Consider the following 16414-nt stretch of genomic DNA (forward strand, 5'->3'; position numbering starts at 1 on the left):
CGCGCGCGTTTAGCCCCGCCGTGCCGGAATTGCAAAGGTTTGGGGCGGCGGCCTGCTGCCGCCCCGCGCAGTTGCCTACTTCCCCGGCACGATCCGCATGCGCCACGCCTTGCCCGGCAGCAGATAGCGCTTGGCCAGCGCCTGCAAGCGGTCCGGCGTGATCGCGCTGTAGTCCGAGAGGATCGAGCGGATCTGGCCGAACTTTTCCGGCATGAGCGCGCCGCCTTCGAGCTGGTACATGTAGAACCCGTTGCCGGTGCTGGCGCGGGTGATCAGCTGCTTCATCGGCTCGGTCACGCGCGCAACTTCGTCCGCCGTGGGCGGGCTGCTCGCCAGTTCTGCCGCGATGCGGTCGCTCGCCGCAAAGAACGCGGGCAGATCGCCCGGGCGCAGCTGGGTGGTGGCGGCAAGGTATCCGCCCGAAGGCAGATCGAGCGGCCAGTTGGACGAGACTTGCGGCGCATAGCTCGCGCCGATCTTCTCGCGCATCGCATCGAACAGGCGGTTGTTGAACACCTGTGCGAGAAGATCGAGCTGGCGCGATTCGTGGATGCCCGCATTGCCGCCGCCTGTGGGCCAGGCGACCAGCGCTGCGGCAGTATTGGCATCGCCGTGGTGCGTCAGCGTGAGCGGATCGCCCACCGGTTCGGGCAGCCGCGGGGCAAAGCCCGTCGCGGGGAGCGGATCGCGCTGCGGCAGTGCGCCGAACGTGCGCTCCAGCGCGGCAATCGTCTCGTCACGGTTGAAATCTCCGAAAATGTCGATCTCGATCGGCCCCTGCTTGAGCAGCGCGGACCACACGCGGCGGAAACCTTCGGGATTGGCGCGCGACATTTCGGCAGGCGTGGGCGTGGCATAGCGCGGATCGCCATCCTTGAGCAGCCAGCCCGCATCGCGCTGCATGACGGACGCCGCCGAAGCATTGGTCGCTTCATAGGCAAGGCGGGCTGCGGCCTGCGCGCGCACCACAGGATTGGCATCCCAGCGCGGCATCGCGAGCTTGGCGGCGAAGAGATAGAGCTGGTCGGCAAGGTCTGCGGGCCGCGTATCGGCCGACATCTTGAAGCTGGTATCCTCGATATCGAAATCGAGGCTGAGCTTGCGGCCTGTCGCCAGCCGGTCCAGTTCTTCACGCCCGACGTTGCCGAAACCGGTGTCCATCAGCGCCGTCTCGCCCAGCGAGGCGTAGACCGCATCCTTCGGGTCGATCACCGAATAGCCGCCGCCGAAATGCACGCGCACGATCACGCGGCCCGGTTCCGCCTCGTTCGACCAGAGCAGCGCCTTCACGCCGTTGGACAGTTCGACCCGCTCGATACCCAGCAGGCTGGTGCCTTCGGCGTTGGTCAGCTTGCCCGGCTCACCAATCGGCGGCAGGTCCTTGAAGCTCAATGAACTGGCGGCAAGGCGGCTGGCCGATGATGGCACCACCGGCGCAAGCAGTGCAGCGCGCAAGTCTGCCTCGGTGCCGTCGGTGGCCTTGGGCGTGACCAGAACCGGGCGTATCACCGTGCCCTTGAACAGCGCGCGGGTGTGTTCCAGCACTGCTGCGGGCGTGAACAGCGGGATCGACGAACGGAAGATGCTGTAGACGGTATCGGGATTGGCCACCGTTTCGCGGATGTCAACCGCATCGGTGATGTCGTCCGCCAGCTTCGATCCGGCCAGCGTTTCCTGCGTTTCCACCGGGACCTTGAACGCCACGTCGAACTCGGCAACCTCGCGCTGGATTTCCTCTTCGGTCGGCGGGGTGGCGAGCGCATCGGCGATCACCGCGCGGACATCCGTGACCGCCGCTTTCCAGTCGTCGGTCAGCGGGGTGACGGTCACCAGCGTGGCGTCCGCCGAACGGCTCAGGCGCTGCTGTTCGACCGAGGCGGCAAGATAGCTGCCACCGGCGCGCGCACGGCCTTCGATCCGGCGGTTGATGATCGCAAGGCCCAGCCGGTCGATCATCAGGCCCTGGTTATAGACGATGGTATCGTTGACCTTGTGCCACGGGCGCAGGACGGCATAGTTGAACACGCGCGGCAGATCGGGCTCGACCATCACCTTGGCGTCGCCCACCGGATTGGCCGGATCAGCGGCAGCGGGCGGCTTGGGCGCGCCGAAATCGGGCTGGGGCGGGCGTTTGCCGGTGCCCTTCCATGTGCCGAACCACTGCTTGATATGCGTGATCATGGCCTGCGGATCGGCATCGCCCGCCACCACGATTACCGCATTGTCGGGCCGGTACCACGCATCGTGGAACGCCTTGACCTTGGCCGGGGTGGCCGCGTTCAGCGTTTCCTCAGTGCCGATGGGCGAGCGGCTGCCGAGCGGCTGCCCGGCAAAGAACAAGGCGCGCGTGCCATCGAGAATGCGCGTCTGCGGGCCGGAGCGTTCGCGCATTTCCGCCAGCACGATCGGCACTTCGGTTTTCACGCCCACATCGGTGAAGACGGGCGCGGTGATCATGCCCGAAAGCAGGCGGAAGGTTTCATCCAACTTGGCAGACGAAATATCGGGAATGTCGAGCTTGTAGACGGTCTGGGTCGGGCTCGTCTCGGCATTGGTATCGCTGCCGAAGGTGGCGCCGAGGCGCTGCCACGCGGGGATCGCCTCACCTGCCTTGAGGTACTTCGAATCGCGGAACGTCAGGTGCTCGATCAGGTGGGCATAGCCGCGCTGCGGCTCTGTCTCATAAAGCGAGCCCGCATCGACCAGCACCCGCACCGAAATCTGGCCCGGCGGCACCCCGTTGCGCCGCACGGCATAGCGCAGGCCATTGGGCAGGACGCCGAAGATCCACGCCTTGTCCTGGGGCACATCGCTGCCGCGGTAGAGCCACGGGACCACTCCACTTGCCGCCCGCGGCGCCGGAGCCTTTGCCGGGGCTTCCGCCAGCGCTGGCCCAGCCAGCAGGCCGATCAGTACGGCGGCAAGAACGGGAGAGAGCGCGCGGGGCGTGCGCGGAGCGAACCGGGACAGAAAGGCCATGCCCGCTCTATAAGGCGGCAAGAAATGAAGGACCAGTGAATAGGTCCTTCACGTCCGCCCGCAGAAGGTATTCGCTCAAGCCGCAAACGGCATCAGTTTTTCGGCTGATCGCCCTGCTTTTCAGCCGCTGCGCGCAGCGCGGTGACTTCTGCCTCGCTCTTGAAGTCTACCAGTTCGACCTGGAACACGAGATCGGAATTGGCCGGGATCGGGCCAGTGGCCTTCTCGCCATAGCCAAGCGCGGCAGGGATGCAGAAGCGCCAGACACTGCCCTTGTTCATCAGCAGGAGGCCTTCGGAAAAGCCCTTGATCACCGCGCCGGTCGAGAAGGCCTGCGTCACGTTCTGATCGAAAACCGTGCCATCGGCGGCCAGATAGCCGATGTAATTCACCAGCACGTAATCCCCCCTGGCGGGCTTTGCGGCCTGCGCATCACGCAGCACGCGGGTGCCAAGGCCCGAGGCGGTCGCTGCGCTGCACACGCGCTGCGCGGCAGGCACCACCGGTTGGAGCGGCACGGGCAGGATATCTGCCGTAGGCGCGGCAGCCTGCGCCGCCGCCAGCGACGGCACGGCAGCGAGAGCGGCAAGAGTTACGGAAAGGGCGATTCGGCGAAGGCCGCGGGGCTGGTTGCTCATGCGCGGCCCCATAAACCAGCGATGTTACAGCTACCAGCATGGAAACAGGCCGCACTGGGGCGAATCTCCCCTCGTCTCCCCTTGACCCCCAACCGCTGCAGCCTACATGCTGGGACATGTTCATCGAAACCGAAACCACCCCGAACCCCGCCACGCTCAAGTTCCTGCCGGGCGAGATCGTCATGGCCACCGGCACGCGTGAGTTCACTTCGCCCGAGGCGGCAGCGGCTTCCCCGCTGGCCGAAGTGCTGTTTGCGCTGGGCGACGTGACGGGTGTGCTGTTCGGGCGCGATTTCATTGCGGTCACCATTGCGCCGGGCTCGGAATGGTCGAGCCTGAAGCCGCAAGTGCTGGCGCTGTTGCTCGATCACTTCGTGGCGCAGGCCCCGCTGTTCACGTCGGCGGGCGCGGATTTCGTGGTGCCGGGCGAAGCGGACGACGACACGCATTACGGCGATGATCCGGCCGACGCCGAAATCGTCGATCAGATCAAGGACCTCATCGAAACCCGCGTGCGCCCCGCCGTGGCGAACGATGGCGGTGACATCATCTATCGCGGCTTCCGTGAAGGGGTGGTCTATCTTAAGATGCAGGGCGCCTGCTCTGGCTGCCCTTCCTCCACCGCCACACTCAAGAACGGCATTGAATCGCTGCTCAAGCACTATGTGCCCGAAGTCAGCGAAGTCCGCGCCGCCTGAACTGCATTTCAAGGTTACTGCTCCATGTCTCAGCCGCTTGACGACGCCGCACTCGACCGCGTCTTCCGCACCGCCCGCAGCTTCAACGGTTATCTCGACAAGCCGGTGACAGAAACCCAGCTCCACGCGATCTGGGATCTGATGAAGATGGGGCCGACTTCGGCCAACCAGATGCCCGCGCGGCTCGTGTGGTGCACCAGCGCCGAGGCCAAGGCCAAGCTGGCAGCCTGCGCCGGCGGCACCAATGGCCCCAAGATCCTTGCCGCGCCGGTCACCGTGATCATCGGCATGGACCTTGAATTCCACGAGCAGCTGCCCTGGCTGTTCCCCCATGCCGATGCAAAAAGCTGGTTCGCCGGAAGCGCGCCACTGCGCGAGGCTTCGGCCATGCGCAATTCCACGCTGCAGGGCGCCTATTTCATCGTCGCCGCGCGCATGCTCGGGCTCGATACCGGCCCCATGTCGGGGTTTGACAACGCCGCGGTCGATGCCGCCTTCTTCGCGGGGACGAGCGTGCGCTCGAACTTCATCTCCACGCTGGGCTACGGCGATACGGCCACGATCTTCGATCGCAGTCCCCGGCCCGATTTCGCCACGTTCAACACGCTGGCCTGAGGCGCGGGCCCCTTGCGCCGGCTGGTAATCGACAGCGCGACCGAGGCCTGCTCGGTGGCCTTGTTCGATGGCGCGGAATTGATCGCGGGCACGCACGCCATGCTCGGGCGCGGCCATGCCGAACAACTCGTGCCGATGATCGCGGCGCTGCCGGGCAAAGGCCGGGCCGATGCCATCGCCGTCAATGCCGGGCCGGGCAGCTTCACCGGCATCCGCGTGGGGCTGGCCGCCGCGCGCGCGCTGGCGCTGGCATGGCAGGTGCCGATCGAAGGCTATTCCTGCCTCGCACTCGTTGCCGCCATGGCGCGCGCGGCAAATCCTGACGCGGCGATCGACGTGGTGATGAGCGGCGGGCACGGCGAATGGTTTTTCCAGCCCTTCGCCGCCAATGGCGCAGCGCTGGCCGAAACGGCCTCCCTGCTGCCCGAAGCGGCCGCGGCGCATTCGGCGGCAGGGATTGTGGTCGGCAGTCAGGCCGAAGCCTTGGCGGCGCGGCGCGGCGCAGGCGCGGCAGCCCACCCGCTGTGGCCCGATGCCCGCGCCTTTGCGCTGCTCGGCTCGGCGGCGCTGCGCCCCGATCCACTGCCCCGCTATGGCCGCGCGCCCGATGCGCGCCTGCCCGCCGCAACCCAACCGGCGGCATGAGCCCGGCGTGAGCTACGGCCCGGCAGATTGCGGCGACGATATCGACCGCATCATGGAGGTCATGGGCAGGGCTTTCGCGCCAGAATATGGCGAGGCGTGGAACCGCCGCCAGGTCTCGGACTCGCTGCTGCTGACCGGCACGCGCTATTGCCTGATCGGCGCAGACGGATCGATCGCTCCGCCGCCAGAAGAACCGGTCGCCGGATTTGCCCTGTTGCGGAGCATATTCGATGAGGAGGAATTGCTGCTCTTTGCAGTACTGCCCGAGTACCGTGGCAAGGGCCTGGGCGCTGCGCTGCTCAAGGCGGTGATTGCTGGCGCAACTACCCGAGGTATCCGCCGGCTGTTTCTCGAAATGCGCCGGAACAATCCTGCGGGCAAGTTGTACGCAGGATTTGGCTTTCGGACTATCGGCGTAAGGACGGGTTACTACCGCACTGCCAGCGGCGAGCGGCTCGATGCGCTGAGCCAGGAACTGATTATCATCGATAATTAGGCATATTTACGGGCATTTCGCCGCGTTTATGAAAAATCGGACACGAAAAGGTCATTCTCACTCCGAAATGGTTGTAACGCCGATACACAAGCGTATATGCGGTGTGGTCTACTCTGGTCGCTGCAAGCCTTGATTAGGCAATGACAAGATAACAACCCTAGAAGGTATCCGTACGATGAGTGAAATCGAAAACGACATGCGGGAAACGCTGATCACGTTGACCTCCGATATCGTGTCCTCCCACGTCAGCAACAACAGCGTCGCCGTAAACGACCTGCCGGTGCTGATCAGCAATGTCTACGCCGCGCTTGCGGGCCTGAATCCGACCCAGCCCGCCGCCGAACCGATGCCGGAACCGGCCGTTTCGATCCGCGCTTCGGTGAAGAACGATCACATCGTCTGCCTTGAAGATGGCAAGAAGCTCAAGATGCTGAAGCGCCACTTGATGACGCGCTACAACATGACCCCCGAACAGTATCGGACGCGCTGGAATCTGCCGGCTGACTATCCGATGGTCGCACCGGCCTATGCCGAAAAGCGCCGCGAACTGGCCAAGAAGATCGGCCTGGGCCGCAAGCCTGCGCCCAAGCGCGGCCGCCCCGCCAAGGTTGCCGGCTGAACCGCCTGCGCCGGCCATCGCTGGTCGGCCCTGAAAGACGGCGGGGCGGCGCGCTTCATGGCGCGGCCGCCCCGCCGCTTTTGCGTTTTCCCCCGCCGGAACATGAACCCACGCGCAAATCGTCTGCGCGCCGGTTGAAGAATTGGCGCAGCAAACTATGCTGCACTCCAAGCTAACCGGATGGGCCGCACCCTTGCATCAGGCAATCGACATCGAAGCGCTTTGCACCGAACGGGGTCTCAGGATCACCGAGCAGCGCCGCGTGATTGCGCAAGTGCTCTCTGAAAGCAGCGATCACCCCGATGTCGAGAAGCTGCATGAACGCGCCGCGGCGCGCGATCCGCGCATTTCCATCGCCACGGTTTATCGCACCGTCCGCCTGTTCGAAGAAGCGGGCATCCTCGATCGCCACGATTTCGGCGATGGCCGCGCCCGGTATGAGGCAACGCCCGAGGCGCACCACGACCATCTGATCGATGTCGAAACCGGCCGGGTGATCGAATTCGTCGATCCCGAACTGGAAGCGCTGCAACGCCAGATTGCCGAACGGCTCGGCTATCGCCTCGTTGACCACCGCATGGAGCTTTATGGTGTCAAGTCTGATCGCGAGGCGTAGGGCCCGCCGCAAGGTGGGGCCGGAACGCGGCGCGCCCGTCACCTGGATGGGCTGGATGCGGATCGTGCTGCGCGGAATTGCCCTCGTGGTCACCATGCTGATCTGCGTGCCGCTGCACTACCTCTACCGCATCGTGCATTATGGCTCGCCCTTCCCCAAGTTGTTCCTGTTCATTGCGGCGCGGATCATCGGCGCGCGGGTCCGGGTCCACGGCGTGCCGCTCAAGCGCGATGTATTCTACATTTCCAACCACCTCTCGTGGGTCGATATCCTTGCGCTCGGCGGCGCGAGCGGCACCGCATTCGTGGCCAAGGCCGAACTGTCGCAGGCCCCGGTCGTCGGCTGGCTGGCGCGTATGAACCGCACCGTGTTCGTCAGCCGCGAAGATCGGATGGGTGTGGCCGACCAGATCAACCGCCTGAAGGAAGCGCTGGCCGACAACTGGTCGATCACCGTGTTCCCCGAAGGCACCTGCACCGATGGCAAATCGCTGCTCCCGTTCAAGACCTCGATGCTGCGCGTGCTCGAACCGCCGCCGCCGGGCGTGATGGTGCAGCCGGTCGTGCTCGATTATGGGCAGGTTGCCGAATGGATCGGATGGATCGGCACCGAAGACGGTATTTCCAACAGCAAGCGCATCCTCTCGCGCCGGGGCTCGTTCCGTCTGGAGGTCCACTTCCTCGAGCCGTTCGACCCCCAGGGCCTCGCTGGCCGCAAGGCCATCGCCGCCGAAGCGCGCCGCCGCATCGAACCCGCGCTCGAAGCCGCGCTAGGCGAACCGCTCCGCCCGTTCGCATTCGATGTCGGCTCCGTGCGCTATGAAGCGGCGAAAAGCGCGGCATGAAGCTAAAGCTGAAGCCAGCGCTCACACGCCGCCCGCGTGAAATGGTCAACAAGATGGCTTCGGCCGTGCGCCGCAAGGTGCGGCGTCATCCGCGAAGCCTGAAGCTGAAGCGCAAAGGCCCGCCCGAAGCGCTGCTCGGGCTGGGCCGCTTCGTGGCCAATCCGCGCCGCTTCGGCGGATTCGTCAGCGGCCCCGCGCTGGCCACCGCAATCACCGCGGCGATTGATCCGGCAGCAGGTCCGGTGCTGGAACTCGGGCCGGGCACCGGCGTGTTCACGCGCGCGCTGCTGGCGCGCGGCGTGGCCGAGACCGATCTCGTGCTGGTCGAACTCGATCCGATGCTCGCCGGCCGGCTGCGCAGCGCATTCCCGCAGGCGCTGGTACTGTGCTGCAAGGCGGGCAGCATCACGCCCGATCTGCTCGAAGGCCGCCGCCCGGCCGCCGTGGTCAGCGGCCTGCCGCTGCTCAACTTCCCCGCTGATGAAGTGGAACGGATCCTTGCAGCCGCCTTTGCCGTTTCCACGCCGGATGCGGAATTCTACCAGTTCACCTACGGCCCGCGCTGCCCGGTGCGGGATCATCTGAAGGCGCGCCTTGGCCTCATCGCCCGCCGCACCGCGCGCGTCTGGCGCAATGTGCCGCCCGCCTCGGTCTATTGCATCACGCGGCGCTGAGCGCAGCGCAAGAGCCACCCAGAACGACTGTTTGTCCGCGCGGCTGAAATCAGGCCAGCGACGGCATGTCCGATTCGGACCAGCTGAGGCTGCACCAGCTTCATCTGCGCAGGTGCGGGATCGCTGCTGAGGGGCAACGCCCTCCTCCAGCAGCGTTTCCTGCATTTCTGGCGCCAATTTCCCAGCGATCCCGGCAGGTCACTGCAAAAACGGCACCATTGCTGAGTGAGCCGATCCGCCCGGCTGCCTATCGATGATCCATCGTATTATTATATATTACCCTCAATACAATAACTTAAATAAATCTTCGCAAAAATGCAACATATCACGGCGGCAAGTATAGATATGAAACATTCGCGTCCTTATACAAGTATTGCGTGGACATTATTGGCCAGCGCAATTGCACCCGAGGTTTCGTTCGCGCAAGTCGCGGATAGCTGGGGCATTTCGGGCGATGTAACTATCACCGCGAACAACACGAACGCCCCCGTTTCACTGACACCGACCGACGTTGCCCTCCTGTCCGCGCCGACAATTGCCGATGGCTCGCGCAACACGATCAGCGCAAGCGCGGTTGGTGCCACCGCTTCGGCTTCCTACGTCAACGCCAACGATCAGGACGCCACGATGGCCGCCGCCATCGATGGCGATGTCGTCGTTTCAGCCATCAATCCTGGCAGCGATATCACCCTCGCCGGCACTGTAGACGGCGCCGCGATCGACCAGGGCCACGACAACACCATCGCACTTTCGGGCGTGGGCGCCTCCGCGCAAATCAGCGTTGTCGACGATGTGCTTGGCGGGGCAACGGTCAGCCGGTCGCTGGGCATCAACGGCGACATAACGCTCAATGCGGAAAATTCCGGTGCGGTCAGCGTGCAGACCGACGTCGCTGGCGTCGAGATCAATGGCGGCACGCGCAACGCCTTCAGCGGCACAGCAATCGGCGCTTCGGCCGGCGTGTCGGTTCTCGCCGTCGTCGATGATGGAACTTATACCTCGGATATCTCGATCGGAAGCGGCGGCCTGATCAGCGTCACCGCGAACAACAGCGGCGATATCCGCATCGGCGCGACGGATGATCCGACCCAGGCTGCCACGGTGAGCGGTGCCGTACTCGGCGTGGACAGCGTCGATGGCAGCGTATCCCTCATGGCCATTGGCGCGAGCGGTTCGGTCAGCAGCACGACGGTCGTCTATGCGGGCACCGCAGACCCGAACGTTGTCTTCGGCGAGATCGTCTTCGATGTCGTCAACACGGGCGCGGTCGAAGCCAACGTCACGATTGCCGACGCTTTGATCGAAGGCAAGAACAGTATCAGCACCGGCGCCATTGGCAGCGCGATGAGCACTTCGGCCAAGTCCATATCCTACGCCGAAGGTGCGCAAGGCGTCACCGGAACCATGGATTCCATGAGCTTCGCCTCCAGCAACTCCGGCTCCATCCTGATGGCAGGCGGGCTCAGCAACTCCGGGATTGCGAGCGGCTTCAGCCTTGCGATCAGCCTCAATGCGGTCGGCAGCTCGGCGTCCTTCACCTTGCCCTAGCGCGGGACCGAGGCCGCACCGCGAGCCCCCTTCATTCGCAGGCGGTTCTGGCGTAAGGCGCGCGTCTTATGAGCTCTTCCCCTCCCCGCACCTTCCACGTCAAGAGCTTCGGCTGCCAGATGAACGTCTATGACGGCGAGCGCATGGCCGAACTGCTCGCCGCAGAAGGCATGACCGCGGCCGACGAGCGCGAGACGGCAGATCTCGTCGTGCTCAACACCTGCCACATCCGCGAGAAGGCGACCGAGAAGGTCTATTCCGACATCGGCCGCATCGTGAAGGAAGGGCGGCGCGAGGACGGCTCGGTGCCGCTGATCGCAGTGGCGGGCTGCGTGGCGCAGGCAGAGGGCAAGGAAATCATGTCCCGCGCACCGTCGGTGCGCGTCGTCGTCGGCCCGCAGGCCTATCACCGCCTGCCCGCGATGGTAGCCGAAGCCGCAGCAGGCGGCCGCGCGACCGAAACCGACATGCCGGCGGAAGCCAAGTTCGCCGCGCTGCCAAAGCGCCGCAAGGTGGGGGCATCCGCCTTCCTCACCGTGCAGGAAGGCTGCGACAAGTTCTGCACCTATTGCGTGGTGCCCTATACGCGCGGCGCGGAGCTTTCCCGGCCCTATGCCGATCTGGTGAGCGAGGCACGTGCGCTGGTCGAAGGCGGCGCGCGCGAGATCACGCTGCTGGGCCAGAACGTGAATGCGTGGAGCGGGGAGGACGAGCGCGGCCGCCGCGTCGGACTGGCGGGCCTCGCCGAAGAACTCGCCGCCATCGAGGGCCTTGCCCGCATCCGCTATACGACCAGCCACCCGGCGGACATGGACGATGCGCTGATCGAGGCGCATGGCAGCAACCCCAAGCTGATGCCGTTTCTCCACCTGCCAGTGCAATCGGGCAGCGACCGCGTGCTCAAGGCGATGAACCGCAGCCACACGGCGGAGAGCTATCTGCGCATTCTGGAGCGCGTGCGCGCCGCGCGGCCCGATATCGCGCTCTCGGGCGATTTCATCGTCGGCTTCCCCGGTGAGACCGAGGCCGAGTTCGAAGAGACGCTCCAGATCATTGCCGCGGCCCGCTATGCGCAAGCCTTCAGCTTCAAATACTCTCCGCGCCCTGGCACCCCTGCCGCCACGATGGATGGCCAGATCGCAGCTGAAGTGATGGACGAGCGCCTCAAGCGCCTGCAGGCCGCGCTCCAGCGCGACAGTCTCGCGTTCAACAAGGCCAGAGTGGGCAAGCGCTGCGCGGTGCTGGTCGAGCGCAACGGCCGCCATGCCGGGCAATGGCTCGGCAAATCACCCTGGCTGCAATCGGTGCATTTCACCGGCGATGCAGCGCTGGGCGATCTCGTCGAGGTCGATCTGATCGAAGCTGGCCCCAATTCGCTGGGCGGCCAACTGGTGGCGCGTACGTCTTCCTGATTTTCCGTTTGCAGGAACAAGGGCACACAGCGGTGCATATCTGCGCGGCTGGTGCGATTTTGCCCGGCGCTGTCTTGCGCCTGACGCATCGGTGCCTAATCTGGCCGCATTATCCTGAAAGGAGCGCATGGCCCGCAAGTTCTCCCGCCCGCACGATGAGGCCCCCCGCCGCGATACGCCGCGCAGCGAAGTGCCCCGCAGCGACCATCAGCGCCGCGCCCGGATCGAGATCGCGTTTGAAGAGCAGACCGTGCTCGGTTCGCTGTTCGGACAGTTCGATCAGAACCTCGTGCAGATCGAGAACCGGCTCGGGGTCTATATCTCGGCGCGCGGCAACAAGGCCGTGATCGAAGGGCCGGACGATGCCGTGGCCCGCGCGCGCGATGTGCTGAAAGGCATGCACCAGCGGCTGATTGCGGGGCATGAGGTCGATGCAGGCGCGGTCGAATCGCTCATCATGATGTCGAACGAGCCGACGCTGGAGGGGATCATCTCGGGCGCCCCCGAAGGCACGCCGCCGATCATGATCCGCACGCGCAAGAAAACCATCGTGCCGCGCTCGGCCACCCAGATCGAATACATGCGCGCGCTGGTGCGCGATGACATGATCTTCGCGCTTGGCCCGGCAGGTACCGGCAAGACCTATCTTGCCGTTGCGCAGGCCGTGGCGCAGCTCATCAGCGGCAGCGTGCAGCGCCTGATCCTATCACGCCCGGCGGTCGAAGCCGGAGAGCGGCTGGGCTTCCTGCCCGGCGACATGAAGGAGAAGGTCGATCCCTATCTGCGCCCGCTCTACGATGCATTGTATGATTGCATGCCGCCCGAGCAGGTCGAGCGGCGGCTGGCTTCCGGCGAGATCGAGATCGCGCCGATTGCCTTCATGCGCGGGCGCACGCTGGCTGATGCCTTCGTCATTCTCGATGAAGCGCAGAACACCACGCCGATGCAGATGAAGATGTTCCTCACCCGCTTCGGCCAGAACAGCCGCATGGTGATCTGCGGCGATCCCAAGCAGACCGATTTGCCCGGCGGCACGGCGGCCAGCGGCCTCAACGATGCGGTCAACCGGCTCGCGGGCGTGGACGGCATCGGCATGATCAGGTTTGGCGTGGCCGACGTGGTGCGCCATCCGATCGTGGGCCGGATCGTCGAGGCTTACGAGGGCAAGGACGGGTGACGTCTCCCACGCTCGAACTCGATATCGATCCGGTCTGGCCGTCCTCCACCGATTGGGAAGCGCTGGCCGCCCGCACGGCTGAGGCCGCTGGCGCGGTCGCGCCCGAACTGGCGCACGAACACCTGCTCGTCAGCCTTGTCATGGCCGATGACGAGGAAGTCCACGCGCTCAACAAGCAATGGCGCGCGAAGGACAAACCGACCAACGTGCTGTCTTTTCCCATGCTCTCGCGCGAGGAAGTGCTGGCCGCCGCCGCTGCAACCGAAGCGCCGGGGATGCTCGGCGATCTCATCCTCGCCCACGGCGTCTGCACGCGCGAAGCAGCGGACAAGGGCATCCCGGTCGAAGCCCATGCCGCGCACCTCATCGTCCACGGCCTGCTCCATCTGGCGGGCTATGACCACGAGACCGGCGAGGCAGACGCTACGGAAATGGAGGCGCTGGAAACAAAGGCGCTTGCGCTGATGGGCCTACCCGCCCCATATGCCCCGCATTAGCGTCAAAGGAGTGATGGGCCGTGCCTGAGGGCAGTGGGTCCGGCGGCGAAAGCCGTTCGGGCGAAGGAGACAGTAGCGGCGCGCTGTGGCGCGCACTCAAGGCGTTTTTCCGTGGGCCCGAGCACGATCAGTCGCTCCGCGCACAGATCGAGGAAGCCATCGAGGAGCACGAAGGCGATGCCGGCGGCTCCACCGGGGCAGACGGCGACCTGCTGCCGCTGGAGCGCCAGATGCTCAAGAACCTGCTCCATTTCAGCGAGAACGATGCCGACGACGTGGCCATTCCGCGCGGCGAGATCGTGGCGATCCCCGCTTCGGCGAGCTTCGAGGACGTCGTCGATGCCTTCGCCGAACATGGCCACAGCCGCCTGCCCGTCTATGCCGATTCGCTCGATGAAGTGATCGGCATGCTCCATGTGAAGGACCTGTTCCCGATCGTGGCCAGCATGGCACTGTCCGGCAAGGCCGCGCCCAAGGACTGGAGCGGCCTGATGCGCCAGCCGCTGTTCGTGCCGCAGGCGCGCGGCGCGCTCGATGTGCTGGCCGACATGCGCTCCAGCCGCACGCACCTGGCCATCGTGATCGACGAATATTCGGGCACCGACGGGATCATCACCATCGAGGATCTGGTCGAGGAGATCGTCGGTGAGATCGAGGACGAACACGACGACGCGCCGCAGGACCACTTGCACCAGATCGACGAGCTGACCTGGGATGCCGATGCGCGCATCGAACTGGAAGATGTCGGTGAACGGATCGATCCCCGGCTTGCGCTGGTGGACGAGGACGTGGATACTCTGGGCGGGCTCGCGGTGGTGCTGGCGGGGGAAGTCCCGCCCGTAGGCCGCGTGCTGGAACACGAGAGCGGATGGCGAATCGAGGTAACGGCGGGGGACGAGCGCAGGCTCACCCGGCTGCGCCTCCATGCGCCTATGCCCGCAAGACCTGAAGAAGACTGACCACAGATGATCCGCCGCCTGCCTCCCTTGCGCTCGCTCGAAGCGTTCATCCGCGTGGTGCGCGCAGGATCGGCCAAGACGGCTGCGGCAGAGCTTGCGCTCAGCCCCTCCGCGCTCTCGCGCCGGCTGGGCGCGCTGGAGGAATTCATCGGCAAGCCGGTGTTCGAACGCAAGCACCAGCTGCTCAAGCTGACCGACGAAGGCCAGCAGCTCTATGATGCCGTCGCCCCGCTGATCGACGAGATGGCCGACCGGATCGACCGCCTGATCGATACCGGGCAAGTGCTGCGCCTGCGCCTGGGCGTGCTGCCGCTGTTCGGCAGCCAGCGCCTGTTCCCGCGCCTGGGCGAACTGCGCAAGCTCCACCCCCAGCTCCACATCGATATCGACAGCTCGGCCGCCGCCGAAACCAAGCTGGGCGATACCATCGACGCCGCGATTATCCTGTCCGAAGGGCCGGAGGGCGCGCTCCATTCGGTGCGGCTCGATCACAACCGTGTCCATGCCATCGCCACGCCCGAAATCGTGGCAGAACTTGGCCCGCGCCCCGATCTTGCGAAGCTCAACCGGCAGACGTTCCTTGTGCACAACGATCTGCCGATGAGCTTCGAGGCATGGAAGCGCACGCTGCATCTCGAAGCCCTGCAGCCCGCCGCCATCGATCATTTCGATTCCGGGCAGCTCATCCTAGAAGCCGCCGCGCAGGGCCTTGGCATCGCGATCATGCACGATGATCACTACAAGCGCAGCCACGATCCGCGCGTCGCCCGGCTCTATGATATCGAGGTCGACAGCCCCTATTCCTACTGGTTCGTGTGCCGCCCGCGCGCGCTGCAATCGCGGCCCGTGCGGCTGTTTCACGATTGGATGATCAAGGCGGGGCTCTGAAACGATGAACACGGCAAACAAGCGCGCACTGCGCGTGGCGGTCCATGTGCCGGTCGCGGCAGAAACGCTCGCCGCGCTGCTGGCGGGCGATCGCGGCGCGGTGGAGGCCGATACCGTCATGGCGAAGATGCTGGCAATCCTGCGCGCCCCCGGCGCTCTGGGCGATTTCGGCGTCTACCACGGCGTCGCGGAAATCGGCCTCGGCTGGGAAACCTTCGCCCCGGCACCCGATGCCAGGCCAACGCTGGGCGCAGCTGGTCAGATCGAGCATTCACCCACGGTCACGCTGGTCAGCTGGATCCCCGCCGAAGCGCCCGCAGAAGCCATCGACACGGCACTGGCAGCACTGATGGCCGCGCACCCATGGGAAGTGCCCGTGATCGAGGTGACTGAAACGCGCCTGCTGGTGCGGAGCTAAATCCTACCAGTCGCCGCCCAGTTTCTCGATCTCGGCGAGGAGCGCCCGCTTCGACGCTGTGCGCCGCGTCCCGCTGTTGCGCGGCACCTCAATCTCGCCCAGCTCCGCCTTGCGCGCGGCGAGGCGCTCGGCCATCGCTTCCAGCGTGACCGGCTCAGTTCGCGTCTGCAAGGTCTTGAAGGCCATAATCGCCAGCCGTTTCTTCTCGAATGCGCCTGTCCATATAGTGCAGGTCGAGTGAGGAGCGCTACAGCGCCACCCGGTACTGCACGAAGCCCGAACGCTCCGCGACTTTGTCGTAGAGCTTCATCGCGTCCGTATTCGTCTCGTGCGTCAGCCAGTAAAGGCGCGCAGCCCCGGCGGCTTGCGCCGCATCGCGGACATGCGCGATCAGCGCGCGGCCCGCACCGGAGCCGCGCACGTCTTCGTCCACATAGAGGTCCTGCAGGTAGCAGTAAGGCCCTGCCGTCCATGTCGAACGGTGGAAGATCCAGTGGACCATGCCCACCGCCCGCGCGCCCTGCCACGCCAGCATCGCGTGCATCGGCTCATCGTGGGCGAGCAGCCGCTCCCATGTCAGGTCGCTGACAGGCGCGGCGATTTCAACCTTGTAGAAGCGCTGGTAGCCCTGCCACAGGCGGTCCCACGCGGCGCGGTCTGCGCCCGTGGGAGGCCTGAGGACAAGGTCCAC

At 65.4% G+C, this 16414-nt stretch carries 19 protein-coding genes; 15 read left to right on the forward strand and 4 right to left on the reverse strand.

What is annotated here, in order from left to right:
* Positions 1 to 75 precede the first annotated feature (75 nt).
* Together CFE35_RS11270 and CFE35_RS11275 are read right to left on the reverse strand one after the other, a co-directional pair.
* A complete protein-coding gene (locus CFE35_RS11270; RefSeq protein WP_292930703.1) occupies positions 76 to 2979 on the reverse strand; it encodes a M16 family metallopeptidase in 2904 nt (967 codons plus the stop codon).
* Between the two features lie 92 nt (positions 2980 to 3071).
* Positions 3072 to 3617, reverse strand: a complete 546-nt coding sequence (locus CFE35_RS11275) for an FKBP-type peptidyl-prolyl cis-trans isomerase (RefSeq protein WP_292930704.1) — start codon at positions 3615 to 3617, stop codon at positions 3072 to 3074.
* 116 nt (positions 3618 to 3733) lie between these two features.
* Between CFE35_RS11275 and CFE35_RS11280 the strand changes: the two genes are divergently transcribed.
* The 15 genes from CFE35_RS11280 to CFE35_RS11350 all read left to right on the forward strand — a co-directional run bounded on the left by CFE35_RS11280 (position 3734) and on the right by CFE35_RS11350 (position 15723).
* Positions 3734 to 4315, forward strand: a complete 582-nt coding sequence (locus CFE35_RS11280; protein ID WP_292930705.1) for a NifU family protein — start codon at positions 3734 to 3736, stop codon at positions 4313 to 4315.
* 24 nt (positions 4316 to 4339) lie between these two features.
* Positions 4340 to 4930, forward strand: a complete 591-nt coding sequence (locus CFE35_RS11285; RefSeq protein WP_292930706.1) for a malonic semialdehyde reductase — start codon at positions 4340 to 4342, stop codon at positions 4928 to 4930.
* A gap of 12 nt (positions 4931 to 4942) precedes the next feature.
* A complete protein-coding gene (tsaB, locus tag CFE35_RS11290) occupies positions 4943 to 5575 on the forward strand; it encodes a tRNA (adenosine(37)-N6)-threonylcarbamoyltransferase complex dimerization subunit type 1 TsaB (RefSeq protein ID WP_292930707.1) in 633 nt (210 codons plus the stop codon).
* Between the two features lie 52 nt (positions 5576 to 5627).
* The gene (locus CFE35_RS11295) at positions 5628 to 6071 is read left to right on the forward strand and encodes a GNAT family N-acetyltransferase (RefSeq protein ID WP_292930947.1); all 444 of its coding nucleotides are present in this window, start codon (positions 5628 to 5630) and stop codon (positions 6069 to 6071) included.
* Positions 6072 to 6246: 175 nt separating this feature from the next.
* Positions 6247 to 6690, forward strand: a complete 444-nt coding sequence (locus CFE35_RS11300; protein WP_292930708.1) for a MucR family transcriptional regulator — start codon at positions 6247 to 6249, stop codon at positions 6688 to 6690.
* A 193-nt stretch (positions 6691 to 6883) separates the two neighbouring features.
* Positions 6884 to 7306 carry a Fur family transcriptional regulator gene (locus tag CFE35_RS11305; RefSeq protein ID WP_292930948.1) on the forward strand — a complete coding sequence of 141 codons (423 nt, stop codon included), beginning with the start codon at positions 6884 to 6886 and terminating at the stop codon, positions 7304 to 7306.
* Positions 7307 to 7352: 46 nt separating this feature from the next.
* Positions 7353 to 8150: a lysophospholipid acyltransferase family protein gene (locus tag CFE35_RS11310; RefSeq protein ID WP_292930949.1), complete on the forward strand. Its 798-nt coding sequence runs from the start codon at positions 7353 to 7355 to the stop codon at positions 8148 to 8150.
* Positions 8147 to 8824: an SAM-dependent methyltransferase gene (locus tag CFE35_RS11315; RefSeq protein ID WP_292930709.1), complete on the forward strand. Its 678-nt coding sequence runs from the start codon at positions 8147 to 8149 to the stop codon at positions 8822 to 8824. Before CFE35_RS11310 ends, CFE35_RS11315 begins: the two co-directional genes overlap by 4 nt.
* A 387-nt stretch (positions 8825 to 9211) precedes the next feature.
* Positions 9212 to 10372, forward strand: coding sequence for a hypothetical protein (locus CFE35_RS11320; protein ID WP_292930710.1), 1161 nt, complete (start codon positions 9212 to 9214; stop codon positions 10370 to 10372).
* 68 nt (positions 10373 to 10440) lie between these two features.
* On the forward strand, positions 10441 to 11784 hold the full coding sequence (miaB, locus tag CFE35_RS11325) for a tRNA (N6-isopentenyl adenosine(37)-C2)-methylthiotransferase MiaB (protein WP_292930711.1): 1344 nt from the start codon (positions 10441 to 10443) through the stop codon (positions 11782 to 11784).
* Between the two features lie 127 nt (positions 11785 to 11911).
* On the forward strand, positions 11912 to 12961 hold the full coding sequence (locus CFE35_RS11330; RefSeq protein WP_292930712.1) for a PhoH family protein: 1050 nt from the start codon (positions 11912 to 11914) through the stop codon (positions 12959 to 12961).
* Complete coding sequence (gene ybeY / locus CFE35_RS11335; protein ID WP_292930713.1) at positions 12958 to 13458, forward strand: rRNA maturation RNase YbeY; 501 nt, start codon at positions 12958 to 12960, stop codon at positions 13456 to 13458. Before CFE35_RS11330 ends, ybeY begins: the two co-directional genes overlap by 4 nt.
* A 20-nt stretch (positions 13459 to 13478) precedes the next feature.
* On the forward strand, positions 13479 to 14417 hold the full coding sequence (locus tag CFE35_RS11340) for a hemolysin family protein (RefSeq protein ID WP_292930714.1): 939 nt from the start codon (positions 13479 to 13481) through the stop codon (positions 14415 to 14417).
* 6 nt (positions 14418 to 14423) lie between these two features.
* Positions 14424 to 15305, forward strand: a complete 882-nt coding sequence (locus CFE35_RS11345; protein ID WP_292930715.1) for a LysR substrate-binding domain-containing protein — start codon at positions 14424 to 14426, stop codon at positions 15303 to 15305.
* A 4-nt stretch (positions 15306 to 15309) separates the two neighbouring features.
* The gene (locus tag CFE35_RS11350; RefSeq protein ID WP_292930716.1) at positions 15310 to 15723 is read left to right on the forward strand and encodes a hypothetical protein; all 414 of its coding nucleotides are present in this window, start codon (positions 15310 to 15312) and stop codon (positions 15721 to 15723) included.
* Positions 15724 to 15726: 3 nt separating this feature from the next.
* Here CFE35_RS11350 and CFE35_RS11355 read toward each other — a convergent pair whose 3' ends face one another.
* Both CFE35_RS11355 and CFE35_RS11360 read right to left on the reverse strand, forming a co-directional pair.
* On the reverse strand, positions 15727 to 15909 hold the full coding sequence (locus CFE35_RS11355; RefSeq protein WP_292930717.1) for a hypothetical protein: 183 nt from the start codon (positions 15907 to 15909) through the stop codon (positions 15727 to 15729).
* A gap of 61 nt (positions 15910 to 15970) precedes the next feature.
* Positions 15971 to 16414, reverse strand: a complete 444-nt coding sequence (locus tag CFE35_RS11360) for a GNAT family N-acetyltransferase (protein ID WP_292930718.1) — start codon at positions 16412 to 16414, stop codon at positions 15971 to 15973.

The organism is Novosphingobium sp. PASSN1 (genome assembly GCF_002278815.1).